The sequence below is a fragment of the Herbaspirillum sp. C7C8 genome (genome assembly GCF_022627875.1).
In the GTDB taxonomy this organism is placed as follows: domain Bacteria; phylum Pseudomonadota; class Gammaproteobacteria; order Burkholderiales; family Burkholderiaceae_D; genus Herbaspirillum.
In genome coordinates, this window is record NZ_JABXGG010000026.1 from 18,622 (window position 1) to 33,529 (window position 14,908).

The following is a 14,908-nucleotide window of genomic DNA, read 5'->3' on the forward strand; positions in this document are numbered from 1 at the left end:
GTAGTCAATTCAATTGACAGCTTTGATGACAACCAGGCCTACAAGCCAGGCCGGCTGTTGAACATGCGCGTACGGGCGTTCTCGATGTGGCCGCGCATGGCCCGCCGGGCACCCTCGGCATCCTGCTGGCGGATCAGCTCGAAGATCTGGCGGTGCTCGTCCATGGCATCCTGCGAGCGCTTCCAGGGCGGGATGTGCATCAGGTGGCGCAACATGTTGACGGCGTGGCTGACGTCGTATTCCAGGGTCTTCATCACCTGCACGAAGCGCAGGTTGCCGGTGGCCTGGGCGATGGCTTCATGGAACCCGAAATCGTAATGGTGGGCAATGCCGCCCACGCGGTTGGCTTCCTCGAAGCCGAGCAGCAAGGTATCCAGTTTTTCCAGATCCTGCTTGTTGCGCCGCAGGGCGGCCATGTAGGCGCATTCCGGTTCCAGCACCAGGCGCAGTTCCAGGCCATTCATGATGTGGCCGATGCGGGTCTCGGGTTCGCCGTCCGGTCGCGCCGGGGCCAGTCCCACCTTTTCCTTCACATAGGTCCCCGAGCCGCGCAGGGACTCCACCAGTTGATCCTCACGCAGCCGGTCCAGCGCCTGCCGCACCACCGGGCGCGAGACCTCGAACAGCGTGGCCAGGTCATTTTCCGAGGGCAGCTTGCTGCCGACGGCGATGCGGCCTTCGACGATGGCATGGAACAAGGTTTCATAGACCCGTTCAGCGAAGCGTTCCGGACGTACCGGTCCCAGGCCGGCCGCAGCCAGGCTCAGGATTTCATTGGAAGCGCCGGGGCGCGCAGACTTGCTCGATAAAGGCATCGACCCTCCAGGACAGTCGCAAGGTGACAGAAACGACATGGCGCATGGTAGCGGATTTGTCATCCTCACCGCCAGCGGCAGGCCACAGGCAGTCAGCAAAGCAGTAAATTCATTTGACATCTTTCGCGTACCGGCTTAGATTCGATCACCACCAAAACAGCAGTTCAACACAAGACATCAGGAGACACGCCCCTGCCAGGCCATGCCCGGACCACTGGTCCGGTGCTCTCTGCGCGCGCCTTGCATGCCGCCCTGCCGCCTGCGTTGCCCTGCCCTTTCAGTGAACCGCACCCCAAGGACCCCACCGCCATGCAGCAGCACTTCATCGACAATCGCTGGGTCGCTCCCGCCTCCGGCGAGAGCATCCCTGTCATCGATCCCTCCGACGGCCAGACCTTCGAGACCATCGCCCGCGGCAATGCGGCCGATATCGACCAGGCCGTGCAAGCCGCCCGCCTTGCCTATGAAGGCCCCTGGGGGCGACTCTCGGCCGCCGAACGCAGCCGCCTGCTGATGAAGCTGGCCTACAAGCTGCAAGATCACCAGGAAGAACTGGCCCAGCTCGAAGGCCGCGACTGCGGCAAGCCCATGAAGCAGGCGCGCGCCGATGCCGCAGCCATCGTGCGCTACTTCGAGTTCTACGCCGGTGCCGCCGACAAGCTGCATGGCCACACCATTCCCTACCAGGCCGGATATACGGTCCTGACCTTGCGCGAGCCGCATGGCGTGACCGCTCACATCGTGCCCTGGAACTACCCGATGCAGATCTTCGGGCGCTGCGTGGGCGGGGCACTGGCCGCCGGCAACACCTGCGTGGTCAAGCCGGCCGAGGATGCCTGCCTGTCCATTCTGCGGGTGGCCGAACTGGCCGCCGAGGTCGGCTTCCCGGCGGGCACGTTGAACATCGTCACCGGTTATGGCCACGAGGCCGGCGACTTGCTGGTCAAGCATCCGGATGTGGATCACGTGTCCTTCACCGGCTCGCCCAACGTCGGCAAGCTGGTCGTGCGCGGGGCCGCCGAGCATCACACGCCCGTGACGCTGGAACTGGGCGGCAAGTCGCCGCAGGTGGTATTCGAGGATGCCGATATGGAGGCCCTGCTGCCGGTGGTGGTCAATGCCATCGTGCAGAACGCCGGTCAGACCTGCTCGGCGGGCAGCCGCCTGCTGGTGCAGCGCGGGGCTTATGAGCAGGTGCTGGAGCGTCTGTCGGGACTGTTCTCTGCGCTCAAGGTCGGCTCTTCGCAGATGGACCTGGACTGTGGCCCGCTGATCCGCAAGACCCAGCAGGAGCGCGTGGCCGGTTTCCTCTCGGATGCGCGGCGCGACGGCATTGCGCTGGTGGCCCAAGGCGAGATCGCCGCCGCTGCCCCGGCCGGCGGCTTCTACCAGGCCCCGGCCCTGCTGCGCGATGTCCCGCCGCGCCATCGCCTGGCGCAGGAAGAAGTCTTCGGTCCGGTGCTGGCGGCCATGCCCTTCGAGGATGAAGCCGAGGCCATTGCCCTGGCCAACGGCACCGACTACGGCCTGGTGGCCAGCGTCTGGACGCGTGACGGTGGCCGCCAACTGCGGCTGGCGCGCGCCATTCGCAGCGGCCAGGTCTTCATCAACAACTATGGCGCCGGCGGCGGCGTGGAACTGCCCTTCGGCGGCGTGAAGGCCAGCGGGCACGGACGCGAGAAGGGCTTCGAGGCACTCTATGGCTTCACGGTCCTCAAGACCATTGCCATCCGCCACGGCTGATCCCCCTTCCCTTCATCCAACACGCAATTTTCAAGGAGACACATCATGCGTTTGCAAGACAAGGTAGCCATCGTCACCGGTGGCGGTTCGGGTTTCGGAGAAGGCATCGCCAAGGTCTACGCCCGTGAAGGCGCCGCCGTGGTGGTGGCCGATATCGGTGAGGCCGGTGGCCTGCGGGTAGTGGAAGAAATCAAGGCCGCCGGTGGCCGCGCCGTCTTTGCCAGGGCCGACGTCTCCAAACGCGCCGACATGGATCAGTTGCTGGCCAGTGCCCTGGAACACTTCGGCAAGCTCGACATCGTGGTCAACAATGCCGGCACCACCCACCGCAACCGCCCCATGCTGGAAGTGGAAGAAGACGAATTCGACCGCGTCTATGCCGTCAACGTGAAAAGCATCTTCCTCTCGGCCAAGACCTTCGTGCCGTATTTCCGCCAGGTCGGCGGCGGCGCCTTCGTCAATATCGCCTCCACCGCCGGCATTCGTCCGCGTCCGGGACTGACCTGGTACAACGGCAGCAAGGGCGCGGTCATTACCACCAGCAAGTCGATGGCCGCCGAACTGGGTCCCGACAAGATCCGCGTGAACTGCGTCAACCCGGTCATCTCGGCCACCGGCCTGCTCGCCGAATTCATGGGCGTGCCCGATACCCCGGAAAACCGCAAGAAGTTCGTCGCCACCATTCCCATGGGCCGCTTCTCCACCCCCGAGGACATCGCCAATGCCTGCCTCTACCTGGGCTCGGATGAAGCGCAATTCGTCACTGGCGTCTGCATCGAAGTCGACGGAGGACGCTGCGTGTAAGTCGGCAGTGTAAAAAACTTCATGCCAGCGGTGAGGATAATGATTTGACAATGCCCTCACCGCCACTACAATGCGGGCACCGTGTACCGGCCACCAAGAGCCGGCAACGTACAACAACGATACGTCAAACAACCTCTGGAGTGAGACATGAGCTACCAAGCAGGTGCCGCCGCCGACGGCGTGGGCACATCCTTTGAAGACGCGACCTACAGCAAGGTCACCTGGCGGCTGCTGCCGCTGCTGTTCCTGTGCTATGTGGCGTCCTACCTGGACCGGGTCAACGTTGGCTTTGCCAAACTGCAGATGCTGCAGGACCTCAAGTTCAGCGATACCGTCTACGGCCTGGGCGCGGGCATTTTCTTCCTGGGCTACTTCATCTTCGAAGTGCCCAGCAACATGATCCTGCACAAGGTGGGAGCACGCCTGTGGATCGCCCGCATCATGATCACCTGGGGCATCATCTCCGGCGCCATGGCCTATGTCACCACGCCGGAGATGTTCTACATCATGCGTTTCCTGCTGGGGGTGGCCGAGGCCGGCTTCTTCCCTGGCGTGATTCTCTATCTGACCTACTGGTATCCGGCTGCCCGGCGCGGCAAGATCACCGCACTGTTCATGACCGGCATCGCACTCTCGGGCGTGATCGGTGGCCCGCTCTCGGGCTGGATCATGCACGCCATGCCGGGCGTGTGGGGTCATACCGGCTGGCAGTGGATGTTTATCCTGGAAGCCATTCCTTCGCTGATCCTGGGCGTGCTGATCATCCTCTACATGAAGGATCGCATCCGTGATGCCGAATGGCTCACCGAGGAGGAAAAACGCCTGCTGGAAACCAACATCAGCCACGAAGAAAGCCAGAAGGAGCACCTGTCTCTGGGTGCCATGTTCGCCAATGGCCGGGTCTGGCTGGGCGCGCTGATCTACTTCTGCTTCGTCATGGGCCTGTATGGCGTGAGCTTCTGGCTGCCCACCATCATCAAGGCTACCGGCGTGAGCGATCCTCTCAACGTGGGCTTGCTCACGGCCATCCCTTACGCCTTCTCGGCCGCCGCCATGGTGCTCATCGCCCGCAGCGCCGACGCCCGCCGCGAACGTCGCTGGCACGTGGCCATTCCGGCCTTCGCGGGCTGCATCGGCCTGCTGCTGTCGACCCTGTACGGCCACAACACCGCGCTGGCCATGGCCTCGCTGACCCTGGCCAGCGTCGGCATCCTGACCACCCTGCCGCTGTTCTGGAGCCTGCCGACGGCCTTCCTGTCGGGTACGGCCGCCGCGGCCGGGATCGCGCTGATCAACTCGCTGGGCAACCTGGCCGGCTTCGTCAGCCCCTTCCTGGTGGGCTGGCTCAAGGACACCACCCAGAGCACCAATGCCGGCATGTATGTGCTGGCGGCCTCGCTGGTCGTCGGCGGCCTGCTGACGCTCACGCTGCCGGCCAAACTGGTCAACAAGTAAGCATCAAGGCATCAGCGACAACGGCGGCCCGCTGCAAGCGCGCCGCCGTTTTTTTCTTCCATCGAGATCAGGATTGCCGCGCCGCTTGCGGCTCCAGCAGTTGCCGCATGGCCAGCCGCACCAGCTCGGCATGCGCGGCCTGCGCAAAGCGCTGCCGCTGGCGCGCGATCAACTGGTCGACCCGGGTACGGTCGCCGTGGCAGAGTTCGGTCATGCGGGCGGTCATTTCCAGATAGCCCTGCGGATCGTACAGGGGCAGGTCCTGGCGCTGCACATGACGCAACCAGGCGCGGTCAGCCGCGTAGACGGCCAGGATGGCGAGGCAAATCAACAGGGGCCAGAGCAGCATGACGGTCTCCCGAAGAGGTCAAGCGCAGATTGTGTCCGCCCCGCGCCGGCCCGACCATCGCGACTGCACGAGAATTGCCTGGTTTTGCCGACGCTGGTCTCAGAGCGCCAGCCATTCCTGCTGCAGCGCCTGGTCCGCCGCCAGTTGCGCCGGGGTGCCATGGAAGACCATCTCGCCGCGCCCCATCACATAGAGCCGCTGCGACATCTCCAGCGCCAGCGCCTGCTTCTGCTCGATCAGCAGCACCGCCACCTGGCGCTGGCGCAGCCGTTCCAGGCAATGCGCCACCTGCTCGACCATCTGCGGCGCCAGCCCTTCGGTGGGTTCGTCGATCAGCAGCAGCAAGGGATTGCCCATGAGCGCCCGGCCCAGCGCCAGCATCTGCTGCTCGCCACCCGAGAGCGCGCCGGCGGCCACCTTGTGGCGCCGCGCCAGGGCCGGGAACAGCGCCAGCACCTCTTGCTCGCGCCAGCCATCGGCCGGTGGCCGACCGCCCTTGCGCCCCAGTAGCAGGTTCTGCTGCACGGTAAGGGTGGGAAAGACATCACGACTTTCCGGTACATAAGCGATGCCGCGTCGTGCGATGGCATGGGTGGGCAGTCCGGCCAGCGGACGTCCTTCGAAAAGGATCTCGCCGCTGCTGCGCACCTGGCCCATCAAGGCCTTGAGCAAGGTGGAGCGGCCCGCGCCGTTGCGGCCCAGGATGCTGACGATCTCGCCCGCCTGCACCTCCAGCGAAATGGCCTGCAATACATGGCTCTGGCCATACCAGGCCTGCAAACCTGTCACTGCGAGCAGGGGATGGCGCTTATCCATGGCGCCTCCGGTCCAGGTACAGCGCCTGGACGTCGGCATTGGCGCGGATGCGCTCGGCACTGTCACAGGCGATCACGCGACCGTTGTCCATGACGGCGATGCGGTCGGCCAGGCCGAAGACGACCTGCATGTCGTGCTCCACCATCAGCAGGGTCTTGCCGACGGTGACTTCGCGGATCAGCGCCACCATGGCCGCGCTCTCGGCGCGGCTCATGCCGGCGGTGGGTTCGTCGAGCAGGATGACGGAGGCATCCGCAGCCATGGTCACGGCCAGTTCCAGCGCGCGCTGTTCGGCGTAGCTCAATTCGCCCGCCGCCACCTCGGCGCGCGCTGCCAGACCAACCTGTTCCAGCACCGCCAGCGCGCGCGCGCTGGCATCGCGCAACTGGCCGATGCGGCGCCAGAAGGCATAGCGGTAACCCAGCGTCCACAGCAGCGCACAGCGCACGTTCTCAAAGGCGCTCAGGCGCGGGAACAGACTGGTGATCTGGAAGCTGCGTGCCAGCCCCAGGCGGTGGATGCGCTGGGGCGGCTCGCGCGTGACGTCGCGCCCGTGCAGCAGCACACGGCCGCTATCGGCCCGATAGCGGCCCGAGATGACATGAAAGAGACTGGACTTGCCCGCGCCATTGGGACCGATCAGGGCGCAGCGCTCGCCGGGCTGCAATTGCAGGTCGACACCGCGCAGAATCTCGCTGCGGCCAAAGGCTTTATGGATGCCCTGCAGCACCAGCGGGGAAGATGTCGTCATCATGTCCTCCCCTTGCGATGCCAGGCCAGCAAGCCCGCGCTGCCCACGCCGATCAGTGCCATGGCGATGATCCAGGGTCGGGCCGCATGCACGTCGATGGCGCAGCCCCAGAGCAGCAGCGGTGCAGCGCCCTCGCCTGTGTCGGCCAGGCTGCCCAGGCTGGCCTGGTAAGTCATCTCGGTAGCCAGGATCACGCCGGCCAGCGTGCACAGTGCTGCAGCCAGCCACAAGCCCAGGCGCCACGCCTGCCGGGCATCCAGGCTACCGCCGCGCAGCAGGCGCCAGCTGCGGTCGATCAGGCTGGCCAGTCCGCCCGGCGCCGTCATCACGATCAGGATGAAGAAAGCGCCGAGGTAGAACTGCCAGGCCTGCGTGAAGGTCGACAGCCAGGAAGAAAACAGCACCCCCACCACGCCCCCCAGGATGGGGCCGTAGAAATAGGCGGTGCCGCCAATGAAGGTGAACAGCAGGATGGTGCCCGAACGCAGCGCGCCCACGTATTCGGCACTGACGATTTCAAAGTTGATGGCCGAGAGCCCGCCCGATACACCCGCAAAGAAGGCCGACAGGATCAACGCCAGATAGCGCACCCGCTGCGGATCGTAGCCGAGGAAGGCGGCGCGCTCGGGATTGTCGCGCACGGCGTTGAGGATGCGGCCCAGGGGCGTATGACGCAGTGCGTAGATGGCAATGGTGCAGACCAGCAGCCAGCCGGCGATCAGGTAATACACCTGGATTTGGGGTCCGTAGCTGATGCCCAGCACGGGCTGGCCGATGACACGGTTTCCCGAAATCCCGCCCTCGCCGCCAAAGACCTCCGGCAACATCAGTACGCTGGCCGAGACCAGCTCCACCAGCCCCAGCGTGATCATGGCGAAGGTGGTACCGGCGCGACGCGTGGTGAGATAACCCAGAACCACCGCACAGAGCGCCCCGGTCAGGCCGCCTGCGAGCGGCACCAGCGTCACCGGGAAGGCCAGCGCGCCAGCGTCCATGCGATTCATGAGGTCAATGGCGCCGAAGGCGCCGAGCCCGGAATACACCGCATGACCAAAGGAGAGCATGCCGCCCTCACCGAGGAGCATGTTGCAGGACAGACAGAGCAGCACCATCGTGCCCATCTGCGACAGCAGCGACAAGGCCGCGCTCTGCGGGAACACCAGGGGGGCGGCCAGCAGCACCAGGGCAAACAAAAGCCAGGCAAGCAGGCTTGATCGCATCGTTCAGCCCTCCCGCCGGCCCATGAGACCCTTGGGCCGCACGATCAGCATGGCCACCAGCAGCAGATAGGGCAGCACCGGCGCCACCTGTGCCAGCGTCAGCCGCACCAGCGGTGCCAGGGCACTGCCCGCCGGCACCTGCACGCCCAGGCTGGCCAGGGAGATATCCAGCGCCACCGCAAAGGTCTGCATCATGCCGATCAGCAGCGAAGTGATGAATGCTCCGGCCAGCGAGCCCAGGCCGCCGACCACCACCACCACGAAGATGATGCTGCCCACCGAGGCAGCCATGCCCGGTTCGGTGACGAAAGCATTGCCGCCGATGACGCCGGCCAGCGCGGCCAGTGCGCAGCCACCGCCAAAGACCAGCATGAACACGCGCGGCACGTTGTGGCCCAGCGCCTCGACCATCTGCGGATGGGTCAGCGCGGCCTGGATCACCAGTCCGATGCGGGTATGGCGCAGCAACAGCCACAAGGCCAGCAGCATGAGCGCCGCCACCAGCAGCATGAAGCCGCGATAGACCGGAAAGGCAGTCGAATAGAGCGTAAAGAGCGTGCCGTCCAGCTCGGGCGGAATGCGATAAGGCACGGGTGAGCGTCCCCACACCAGCTGCACCAGTTCCACCACCAGATAGGACAGGCCGAAGGTGAACAACAATTCCGGCACATGCCCGTAGCGATGCACGATGCGCAGGCCGTAATGCTCCACCAGCGCCCCGGCCACGCCCACGAGCAGCGGCGCCAGCAGCAGCGCCCACCAGAATCCCAGGACCCCGGCCAGCGCATAGGCCACGTAGGCGCCCAGCATGTAGAAACTGGCGTGGGCGAAGTTGGGCACGCCCATCATGCTGTAGATGAGGGTCAGGCCCGAGGACAGCAGGAACAGCAAAAAGCCGTAGCCCAGGCCGTTGAGGAAGGTGATCAGCGCGAATTCCAAAGTACCAGCCTTGCCGGGATGTCGTGTCAAAGAGGAAGAAAAGCTTGCCGCGCCCGGCCAAGCCCGGCCGCACGCAAAAGTGGAGCGATCCTATGGGATTCGCGCTTCTCTGTCAAAATAGCGGATTGCGGCCCGGTTCGGGCCGCGCGCCACAGGCTGACCATGACGCAACCCTATCCGCTTCCCGTCTTCGAGAACCGTTTCGCCGCACTGCCGCCGGCTTTCCATACCCGGCTGCAGCCCACCCCCTTGCCCGCGCCCTACCTGGTCGGCTTCAGCGAGGCCGCAGCGGCCACTGTGGGACTGTCGCGACCGGCTCACGAGGATGACAGCTTCCTCGACGTCTTTGCCGGCAACCGGATCGCACCGGGTTCCTTGCCGCTGTCGGCGGTCTATTCCGGGCATCAGTTCGGTGTCTGGGCGGGCCAGTTGGGAGATGGCCGTGCCATCACCCTGGGCGACCTGCCGGCGGCCGACGGCCAGGGCCGCATCGAGCTGCAACTCAAGGGGGCCGGCCAGACGCCCTATTCGCGCATGGGTGATGGCCGCGCCGTGCTGCGCTCCTCGATCCGTGAGTTCCTCTGCTCGGAGGCCATGGCCGCGCTCGGCATCCCGACCACCCGTGCCCTGACCGTGATCGGCTCGGACCAGCGCGTGCTGCGCGAAACGCCGGAAACCGCCGCCGTCGTCACCCGCATGGCGCCCAGCTTCATCCGCTTCGGCTCCTTCGAACACTGGTACTACAACCAGCGCTTCGATGACTTGAAGATCCTGGCCGATACCGTGCTGGAACAGTTCTATCCGCAGCTGCTGACCGAAGCGAACCCGTATCAGGCCCTGCTCAGGGAAGTCACCCGCCGCACCGCCACCCTGATGGCGCAATGGCAGGCGGTGGGCTTCATGCACGGCGTGATGAATACGGACAACATGTCCATCCTCGGCCTGACGCTGGATTACGGCCCCTTCGGCTTCATGGAAGCCTTCGACGCACGCCACATCTGCAACCATACCGACAGCCAGGGCCGCTACAGCTACCAGATGCAGCCGCGCATCGGCCAGTGGAACTGCTTCGCGCTGGGCCAGGCCATGCTGCCGCTGATCGGCTCGGTGGAGCAGACCGAGGCGGCGCTGGCCGAGTACGAGGCGATCTTCCAGGCCCGCCACGACGCGCTGCTGCATGCCAAGCTGGGCCTGAACACACGTCAGCCCGATGACGATCAACTGATCCAGGCCCTGTTTGCCATCCTGCAAGCCAACCACGTCGATTTCACCCTGTTCTTCCGTCGCCTGGGCGACTTGCGCATCGGCAATCCCGAGCAGGACGAGCCGCTGCGCGATCTCATCCTCGACCGCCCCGCCTTTGATGCCTGGGCCGCGCAATACCGCCAGCGCCTGCGCGCCGAGGATAGCGACGACGAGGCCCGCCGACTTGCAATGCAGGCGGTCAACCCCAAATACGTGCTACGCAATTACCTCGCCCAGGTCGCCATCGACAAGGCGCAACAGAAAGACTTCAGCGAAGTGGCGCGCCTGCAGCAGATCCTGCGCCATCCCTTCGACGAGCAACCCGAATTCGACCGCTATGCCGACCTGCCGCCGGACTGGGCCAGCCATCTGGAGGTGAGTTGCTCTTCCTGAGACCGGCCTGACTTTTGGCACTTCTGAAACTTTCTTCCTGAGCGGGCCGCCGTTGCCCGCCGTCCGTCATCCCCAAGGAGTCAAGCATGAACAAACGTGTAGAAAAGACCGAAGCGCAATGGCGCGACCAACTGGACCCGATGGAATATCAGGTCACCCGCGAAGCCGCCACCGAGCGCGCCTTCACCGGCCGCTACTGGGATCACCATGAAGCCGGCATCTATACCTGCGTCTGTTGCGACACCCCGCTCTTCACCTCGGATGCCAAGTTCGACTCCGGCTGCGGCTGGCCCAGCTACTTCGAACCCATCGATCCGGCCAACGTACGCGAGAAAGTGGACCGCAGTTATGGCATGATTCGCACCGAGATCATCTGCAACGTCTGCGACGCCCATCTGGGCCATGTCTTCCCCGACGGCCCGCCGCCGACCGGACTGCGCTACTGCATCAATTCGGCTTCGCTGCGCTTCGACCCGGCGTAAGCCGGCCCTCCAACGATTTTTTGACATACTGAAGAAGCCCAAGCGATGAAGTTCCTGTTCGACCTGTTCCCCGTCATCCTGTTTTTCGGCGTCTTCAAATGGGCCGAAGGCCATCCCTCGGCTGCCCAGGATCTGGTGATGCAATACCTCGGCGGGGCCATGTCGGCCGGCGCCGTCACCGCCACCCAGGCGCCCATCCTGCTGTCGACGGCGGTGGCCATCGTCGCCTCGCTGGGCCAGATCGGCTGGCTGCTGTTGCGCCGGCGCAAGGTCGATGGCATGTTGTGGGTGTCCCTGGCCATCATCGTGGTCTTTGGCGGGGCCACCATCTATTTCCGTGACGACACCTTCATCAAGTGGAAGCCGACCATCCTCTACTGGGCCTTCGGCCTGGCCTTGCTGGTGTCGCAGCTGTTCATGAAGAAGAACCTGATCCGCGTCATGATGGAAAAGCAGGTCACCCTGCCCGAACCCATCTGGCCGCGCCTGAACCTGGCCTGGATGGTCTTCTTTGCGGTCATGGGCGTGCTGAACCTGTATATCGCCTTCAATTACTCGCTCGATACCTGGGTCAACTTCAAGATGTTCGGCAGCATGGGCCTGATGTTTGCCTTCATCATCGGCCAGAGCCTGTTCCTCTCCAAGTACATGAAGGATGAGCAATGAGCGCCGCCGATACCCGTGTGGCGCGCATGACCGAGCGCCTGACTGCAACTTTCTCGCCCTCGGTCTGTCTGGTGGAGGATGAGTCGGCGCTGCATGCAGGACATGCCGGTGCCGCCTCTGGCGGAGGACATTACAGGATCCGCCTGGTTTCCAATCTGTTCGAAGGCAAAAATCGTTTGAACCGTCATCGGCTGGTGTATGATTGCCTGTCCGACCTGATGCAGCAGGAGATTCATGCGCTGGCCATAGTGGCGCTCTCCCCGTCAGAGGCAACGAACTGAGACCAAGAACAAAGACCGACACCTGCTTATCCAGCCCCTCCTGTTTTTCTTCTCCGTTTTGATTCTTTCCTTTATTTTCTAGGATTCAACAATGACATTCAAACCCGCTCGTCTGCTGGTGCTGCTGTTCGCTATCGCTTCCATCCCGGCCTTCGCACAAAACCTCGCCGTCGTGAACGGCAAGGCGATCCCCTCTTCCCGCGCCGATCTGATGGTCAAGCAGATGACTGCGCAAGGCCAGCCCGACAGCCCGCAGCTGCGCGGTGCCATCAAGGAAGAGCTGATCAACCGTGAAATCCTGATGCAGGAAGCCGACAAGCAGGGCCTGTCCAACAGCACCGACGTCAAGAACCAACTGGAACTGGCCCGCCAGTCCATCGTGATCCGCGCCCTGATCGCCGACTACCTGAAGAAGAACCCGGTCTCGGACGCCGACATCAAGGCTGAATACGACAAGTTCAAGGCCCAGGCCGGTGACAAGGAATACCACGCCCGCCACATCCTGGTGGACAAGAAGGAAGACGCCGAAGCCATCATCGCCAAGCTCAAGGCCGGTACCAAGTTCGAAGACCTGGCCAAGCAATCCAAGGACACCGGTTCGGCAGCCAACGGCGGCGATCTGGACTGGGCTACCCCGGCTTCCTTCGTCAAGCCTTTCTCCGACGCCATGGTCGCCCTGAAGAAGGGTGAAATCACCCAGACGCCGGTGCAGACCCAGTTCGGCTGGCACGTGATCCAGCTGGAAGACGTGCGTCCGGCCAAGGTCCCGACCCTGGAAGAAGTCAAGCCGCAGATCGCTGAAGCCCTGCAACAGAAGAAGCTGCAGGCCTACCAGGAACAACTGCGCGCCAAGGCCAAGGTGCAGTAAGCCTCGCGCCCGGATCGTCGAAGAGGAAGGCCCGCACGGCACTCCTCTTGGCCCGCTCTCCCGCATGCCCGGCCAGGTTTCCTGACCGGGCAGAGGGTCGGCCGGGATTCTGGAAATTTTTGCAGGAATGATCTTAACTACTTGATTTAAAAAGAAAAATTGATTTTGTAGTTGAGCGGTTCTGGCTGTCTTTCTAGATCCAATGGATACTCGCCAAAGCGGTTAATATGCGCCCTTCGATACGGCGCCATTCCCCGCAGAATTTCCTCTGTGAGCTGGTAGCCCTTTGATTGGAGGCGCTTCAGGATCTTCGACATGGTGTGGACGTTGTGCAAAATAACCATGTTGGCGACTAGCTGGTTGTACTTGATAACCTTTCGTTGCTCATGCCTGATGTTTTCAGCGATGATGCCGTCGCCGCCGAAGAACAACCATTTGACGAAATCGTTGAATTCCTCGCTCTTGTTCGTAGCCGCATTGATCGTCTTGCGTAGTTCAGCGTCATTAATATATTTGAGCAGGAACATGGTCCGCACTGCCCTCCCAAGCTCACGAAACGCGTAGTACAAACGATTTTTACGGCTTGCCGTGCCCAAGCGGCGAAGAATGGTCGACGGCGCGATCTTGCCTGCCTTAATCGAAATCACGACGCGCAGCATGTCTTTCATGTGGCGAGCAATGAGCTCCCAATCGATGGTATTTCGGAAAAGACCGCCAATATGCTCGTATTGATCAGAGCGATCCGCGCGAAAGAAGACCAAATCCTTGATGTTACGAATACGTGGCATCAGGTTGATGCCCAAGAGGTGCGCGAGTGCGAAGACCGGCGTACTTTGCGCTTGAGTATCCCCGTGTAACGTATCGGGCTGGATATCTGATTGGTTGTAGATCAGTCCATCCAGAATGTACACCGCTTCATAGACGCCGCAGGGAATGAAATGGCTGAAGAGCGCGATGTACTTGTCGGAGACATGGTAATAACCAATGCCACCATAGCCGCCATACCGAATGTGGTATTCGGACAGAAGATTTTGTTCGAAGACGTTCCATTTGGTCCCGTCAGCAGACGCGCTTTTGCCGCTGCCCCAGTAGCGCGGCAACGAAAACCGGTTATAGGCATTTATTACTTTGACGATGGCCTTGTCCAGGCGTTGTTCAGTCACATGCTTCAGATTCAGCCAGGCCACTTGTTTGCGGCTGAGTCCTTTTACCGAGCGGGCCGTTTGAACGGGCCCGAGATTACAGCCATAGCAAAACAAGGTTGTGATAAATCGCTTACGCGGATCATCCACCTTGGCCTCGAACCCAGACAGCGGGCCAAAAAACTTGTGAAGATCCAGCCATTTTTCGGTCTCTGTGAGGATATCCAAGATGCTCGCCTCACTCATTTCAGCCGTGATGGCGCTATCGACTGCTTCTATGCCATCTGGAGGTTTCGGGCGCTCAGGGCGGCGGATTACTACTCCTGACTGATCCATATCAACGTAGCCGTTCTCCGGAAATCTTTGATCAACCTGCTTGGCCAAGGTGCGCAACTGCTCCTTTAGGTCAGCTACGAACAGATCAGGATCAACGGGAAGACCCATCATCTCACCGTACGTGTGCACCTCACGATCATAGTGATCCCAGCTGACCAAGTGACTACGGTAATCGTCGTATTCGCCGCTGTGTTCGACATACAGGTCACCGGACTTGAGCTCATCCATGACAGCACTGAAGACTGCCAGTTCGAAATATTTTCGATGGAAATGCGGTTCCGAGTCTTCCATTCGTTTGCCAAACACCAATACACGCCACTTTTCAGGTAGCCATTCAAGGTCTAGCTCGGTAATGCCCGACTCTCGACAATGCAGCTGCTCTCGATGGCTAGTACGATATTTCTGCAGGAAGTTGATCGCATCAAGCAAACTGTCATCCTGAGAGCTGGACCGCAAGCTTAGTGCTTCAACACATTTGAAAAAGAGGCTCCGCTTAGGGGTGTAGCCACTTAGCATGAAAGGAAAATAGAACTCATTTCATAAATAGGGTCTGTTAACTTTTTGTCGTGCGTGTTAACTTCTTCGTATGGCGCGAAGAGAAGA

The 14,908-nt window shown here is 62.3% G+C and carries 14 protein-coding genes and 1 pseudogene; 8 read left to right on the forward strand and 7 right to left on the reverse strand.

What is annotated here, in order from left to right:
- Positions 1-38: 38 nt before the first annotated feature.
- The gene (locus HWE01_RS21305) at positions 39-815 is read right to left on the reverse strand and encodes a FadR/GntR family transcriptional regulator (protein ID WP_241822815.1); all 777 of its coding nucleotides are present in this window, start codon (positions 813-815) and stop codon (positions 39-41) included.
- A 309-nt stretch (positions 816-1,124) separates the two neighbouring features.
- Here HWE01_RS21305 and HWE01_RS21310 point away from each other — a divergent pair, with 309 nt between their 5' ends.
- From HWE01_RS21310 to HWE01_RS21320, 3 genes are all read left to right on the forward strand, one after another.
- Positions 1,125-2,558: an aldehyde dehydrogenase family protein gene (locus HWE01_RS21310; RefSeq protein WP_241822816.1), complete on the forward strand. Its 1,434-nt coding sequence runs from the start codon at positions 1,125-1,127 to the stop codon at positions 2,556-2,558.
- Between the two features lie 45 nt (positions 2,559-2,603).
- Positions 2,604-3,362 carry an SDR family oxidoreductase gene (locus tag HWE01_RS21315; protein WP_008328589.1) on the forward strand — a complete coding sequence of 253 codons (759 nt, stop codon included), beginning with the start codon at positions 2,604-2,606 and terminating at the stop codon, positions 3,360-3,362.
- A 147-nt stretch (positions 3,363-3,509) separates the two neighbouring features.
- Complete coding sequence (locus tag HWE01_RS21320; RefSeq protein WP_008328587.1) at positions 3,510-4,817, forward strand: MFS transporter; 1,308 nt, start codon at positions 3,510-3,512, stop codon at positions 4,815-4,817.
- 67 nt (positions 4,818-4,884) lie between these two features.
- Here the strand turns inward: HWE01_RS21320 and HWE01_RS21325 are convergent, their stop codons facing one another.
- The 5 genes from HWE01_RS21325 to HWE01_RS21345 form a co-directional block, all read right to left on the reverse strand.
- Entirely contained in the window at positions 4,885-5,166 is a 282-nt protein-coding gene (locus HWE01_RS21325) for a hypothetical protein (protein ID WP_008328583.1), read from the reverse strand.
- A 99-nt stretch (positions 5,167-5,265) separates the two neighbouring features.
- Entirely contained in the window at positions 5,266-5,982 is a 717-nt protein-coding gene (locus tag HWE01_RS21330) for an ABC transporter ATP-binding protein (RefSeq protein WP_008328581.1), read from the reverse strand.
- Positions 5,975-6,733 (reverse strand): ABC transporter ATP-binding protein, encoded by a 759-nt coding sequence (locus HWE01_RS21335; protein WP_008328579.1) that lies wholly within the window; start codon positions 6,731-6,733, stop codon positions 5,975-5,977. The genes HWE01_RS21330 and HWE01_RS21335 overlap by 8 nt, the downstream gene beginning before the upstream one ends.
- Positions 6,733-7,953, reverse strand: a complete 1,221-nt coding sequence (locus tag HWE01_RS21340; protein ID WP_241822817.1) for a branched-chain amino acid ABC transporter permease — start codon at positions 7,951-7,953, stop codon at positions 6,733-6,735. Before HWE01_RS21340 ends, HWE01_RS21335 begins: the two co-directional genes overlap by 1 nt.
- A gap of 3 nt (positions 7,954-7,956) precedes the next feature.
- A complete protein-coding gene (locus HWE01_RS21345) occupies positions 7,957-8,892 on the reverse strand; it encodes a branched-chain amino acid ABC transporter permease (RefSeq protein ID WP_008328577.1) in 936 nt (311 codons plus the stop codon).
- Positions 8,893-9,054: 162 nt separating this feature from the next.
- On the opposite strand from HWE01_RS21345, the gene HWE01_RS21350 reads away from it, so the two are divergent.
- The 5 genes from HWE01_RS21350 (at position 9,055) to HWE01_RS21370 (ending at position 12,827) form a co-directional block, all read left to right on the forward strand.
- Positions 9,055-10,530: a protein adenylyltransferase SelO gene (locus tag HWE01_RS21350; protein ID WP_241822818.1), complete on the forward strand. Its 1,476-nt coding sequence runs from the start codon at positions 9,055-9,057 to the stop codon at positions 10,528-10,530.
- Positions 10,531-10,616: 86 nt separating this feature from the next.
- Complete coding sequence (gene msrB / locus HWE01_RS21355; RefSeq protein ID WP_008328575.1) at positions 10,617-11,012, forward strand: peptide-methionine (R)-S-oxide reductase MsrB; 396 nt, start codon at positions 10,617-10,619, stop codon at positions 11,010-11,012.
- 45 nt (positions 11,013-11,057) lie between these two features.
- On the forward strand, positions 11,058-11,678 hold the full coding sequence (locus HWE01_RS21360; RefSeq protein WP_008328574.1) for a septation protein A: 621 nt from the start codon (positions 11,058-11,060) through the stop codon (positions 11,676-11,678).
- On the forward strand, positions 11,675-11,959 hold the full coding sequence (locus HWE01_RS21365) for a BolA family protein (protein ID WP_008328564.1): 285 nt from the start codon (positions 11,675-11,677) through the stop codon (positions 11,957-11,959). The genes HWE01_RS21360 and HWE01_RS21365 overlap by 4 nt, the downstream gene beginning before the upstream one ends.
- A 91-nt stretch (positions 11,960-12,050) precedes the next feature.
- Positions 12,051-12,827 (forward strand): peptidylprolyl isomerase, encoded by a 777-nt coding sequence (locus HWE01_RS21370; RefSeq protein ID WP_008328562.1) that lies wholly within the window; start codon positions 12,051-12,053, stop codon positions 12,825-12,827.
- Positions 12,828-12,973: 146 nt separating this feature from the next.
- Here HWE01_RS21370 and HWE01_RS21375 read toward each other — a convergent pair.
- Positions 12,974-14,833 (reverse strand): annotated as a pseudogene (locus HWE01_RS21375) (Tn3 family transposase); the annotation flags it as partial.
- Positions 14,834-14,908 lie beyond the last annotated feature (75 nt).

Excerpts from the sequence above, each read along its gene's own strand:
- HWE01_RS21365 (WP_008328564.1), top strand. The coding sequence starts at position 11,675 with ATGAGCGCCGCCGATACCCGTGTGGCGCGCATGACCGAGCGCCTGACT.
- HWE01_RS21330 (WP_008328581.1), bottom strand. The coding sequence starts at position 5,982 with ATGGATAAGCGCCATCCCCTGCTCGCAGTGACAGGTTTGCAGGCCTGG.
- HWE01_RS21370 (WP_008328562.1), top strand. The coding sequence starts at position 12,051 with ATGACATTCAAACCCGCTCGTCTGCTGGTGCTGCTGTTCGCTATCGCT.
- msrB (WP_008328575.1), top strand. The coding sequence starts at position 10,617 with ATGAACAAACGTGTAGAAAAGACCGAAGCGCAATGGCGCGACCAACTG.
- HWE01_RS21350 (WP_241822818.1), top strand. The coding sequence starts at position 9,055 with ATGACGCAACCCTATCCGCTTCCCGTCTTCGAGAACCGTTTCGCCGCA.
- HWE01_RS21315 (WP_008328589.1), top strand. The coding sequence starts at position 2,604 with ATGCGTTTGCAAGACAAGGTAGCCATCGTCACCGGTGGCGGTTCGGGT.
- HWE01_RS21305 (WP_241822815.1), bottom strand. The coding sequence starts at position 815 with ATGCCTTTATCGAGCAAGTCTGCGCGCCCCGGCGCTTCCAATGAAATC.
- HWE01_RS21320 (WP_008328587.1), top strand. The coding sequence starts at position 3,510 with ATGAGCTACCAAGCAGGTGCCGCCGCCGACGGCGTGGGCACATCCTTT.
- HWE01_RS21325 (WP_008328583.1), bottom strand. The coding sequence starts at position 5,166 with ATGCTGCTCTGGCCCCTGTTGATTTGCCTCGCCATCCTGGCCGTCTAC.
- HWE01_RS21310 (WP_241822816.1), top strand. The coding sequence starts at position 1,125 with ATGCAGCAGCACTTCATCGACAATCGCTGGGTCGCTCCCGCCTCCGGC.
- HWE01_RS21360 (WP_008328574.1), top strand. The coding sequence starts at position 11,058 with ATGAAGTTCCTGTTCGACCTGTTCCCCGTCATCCTGTTTTTCGGCGTC.
- HWE01_RS21335 (WP_008328579.1), bottom strand. The coding sequence starts at position 6,733 with ATGACGACATCTTCCCCGCTGGTGCTGCAGGGCATCCATAAAGCCTTT.
- HWE01_RS21340 (WP_241822817.1), bottom strand. The coding sequence starts at position 7,953 with ATGCGATCAAGCCTGCTTGCCTGGCTTTTGTTTGCCCTGGTGCTGCTG.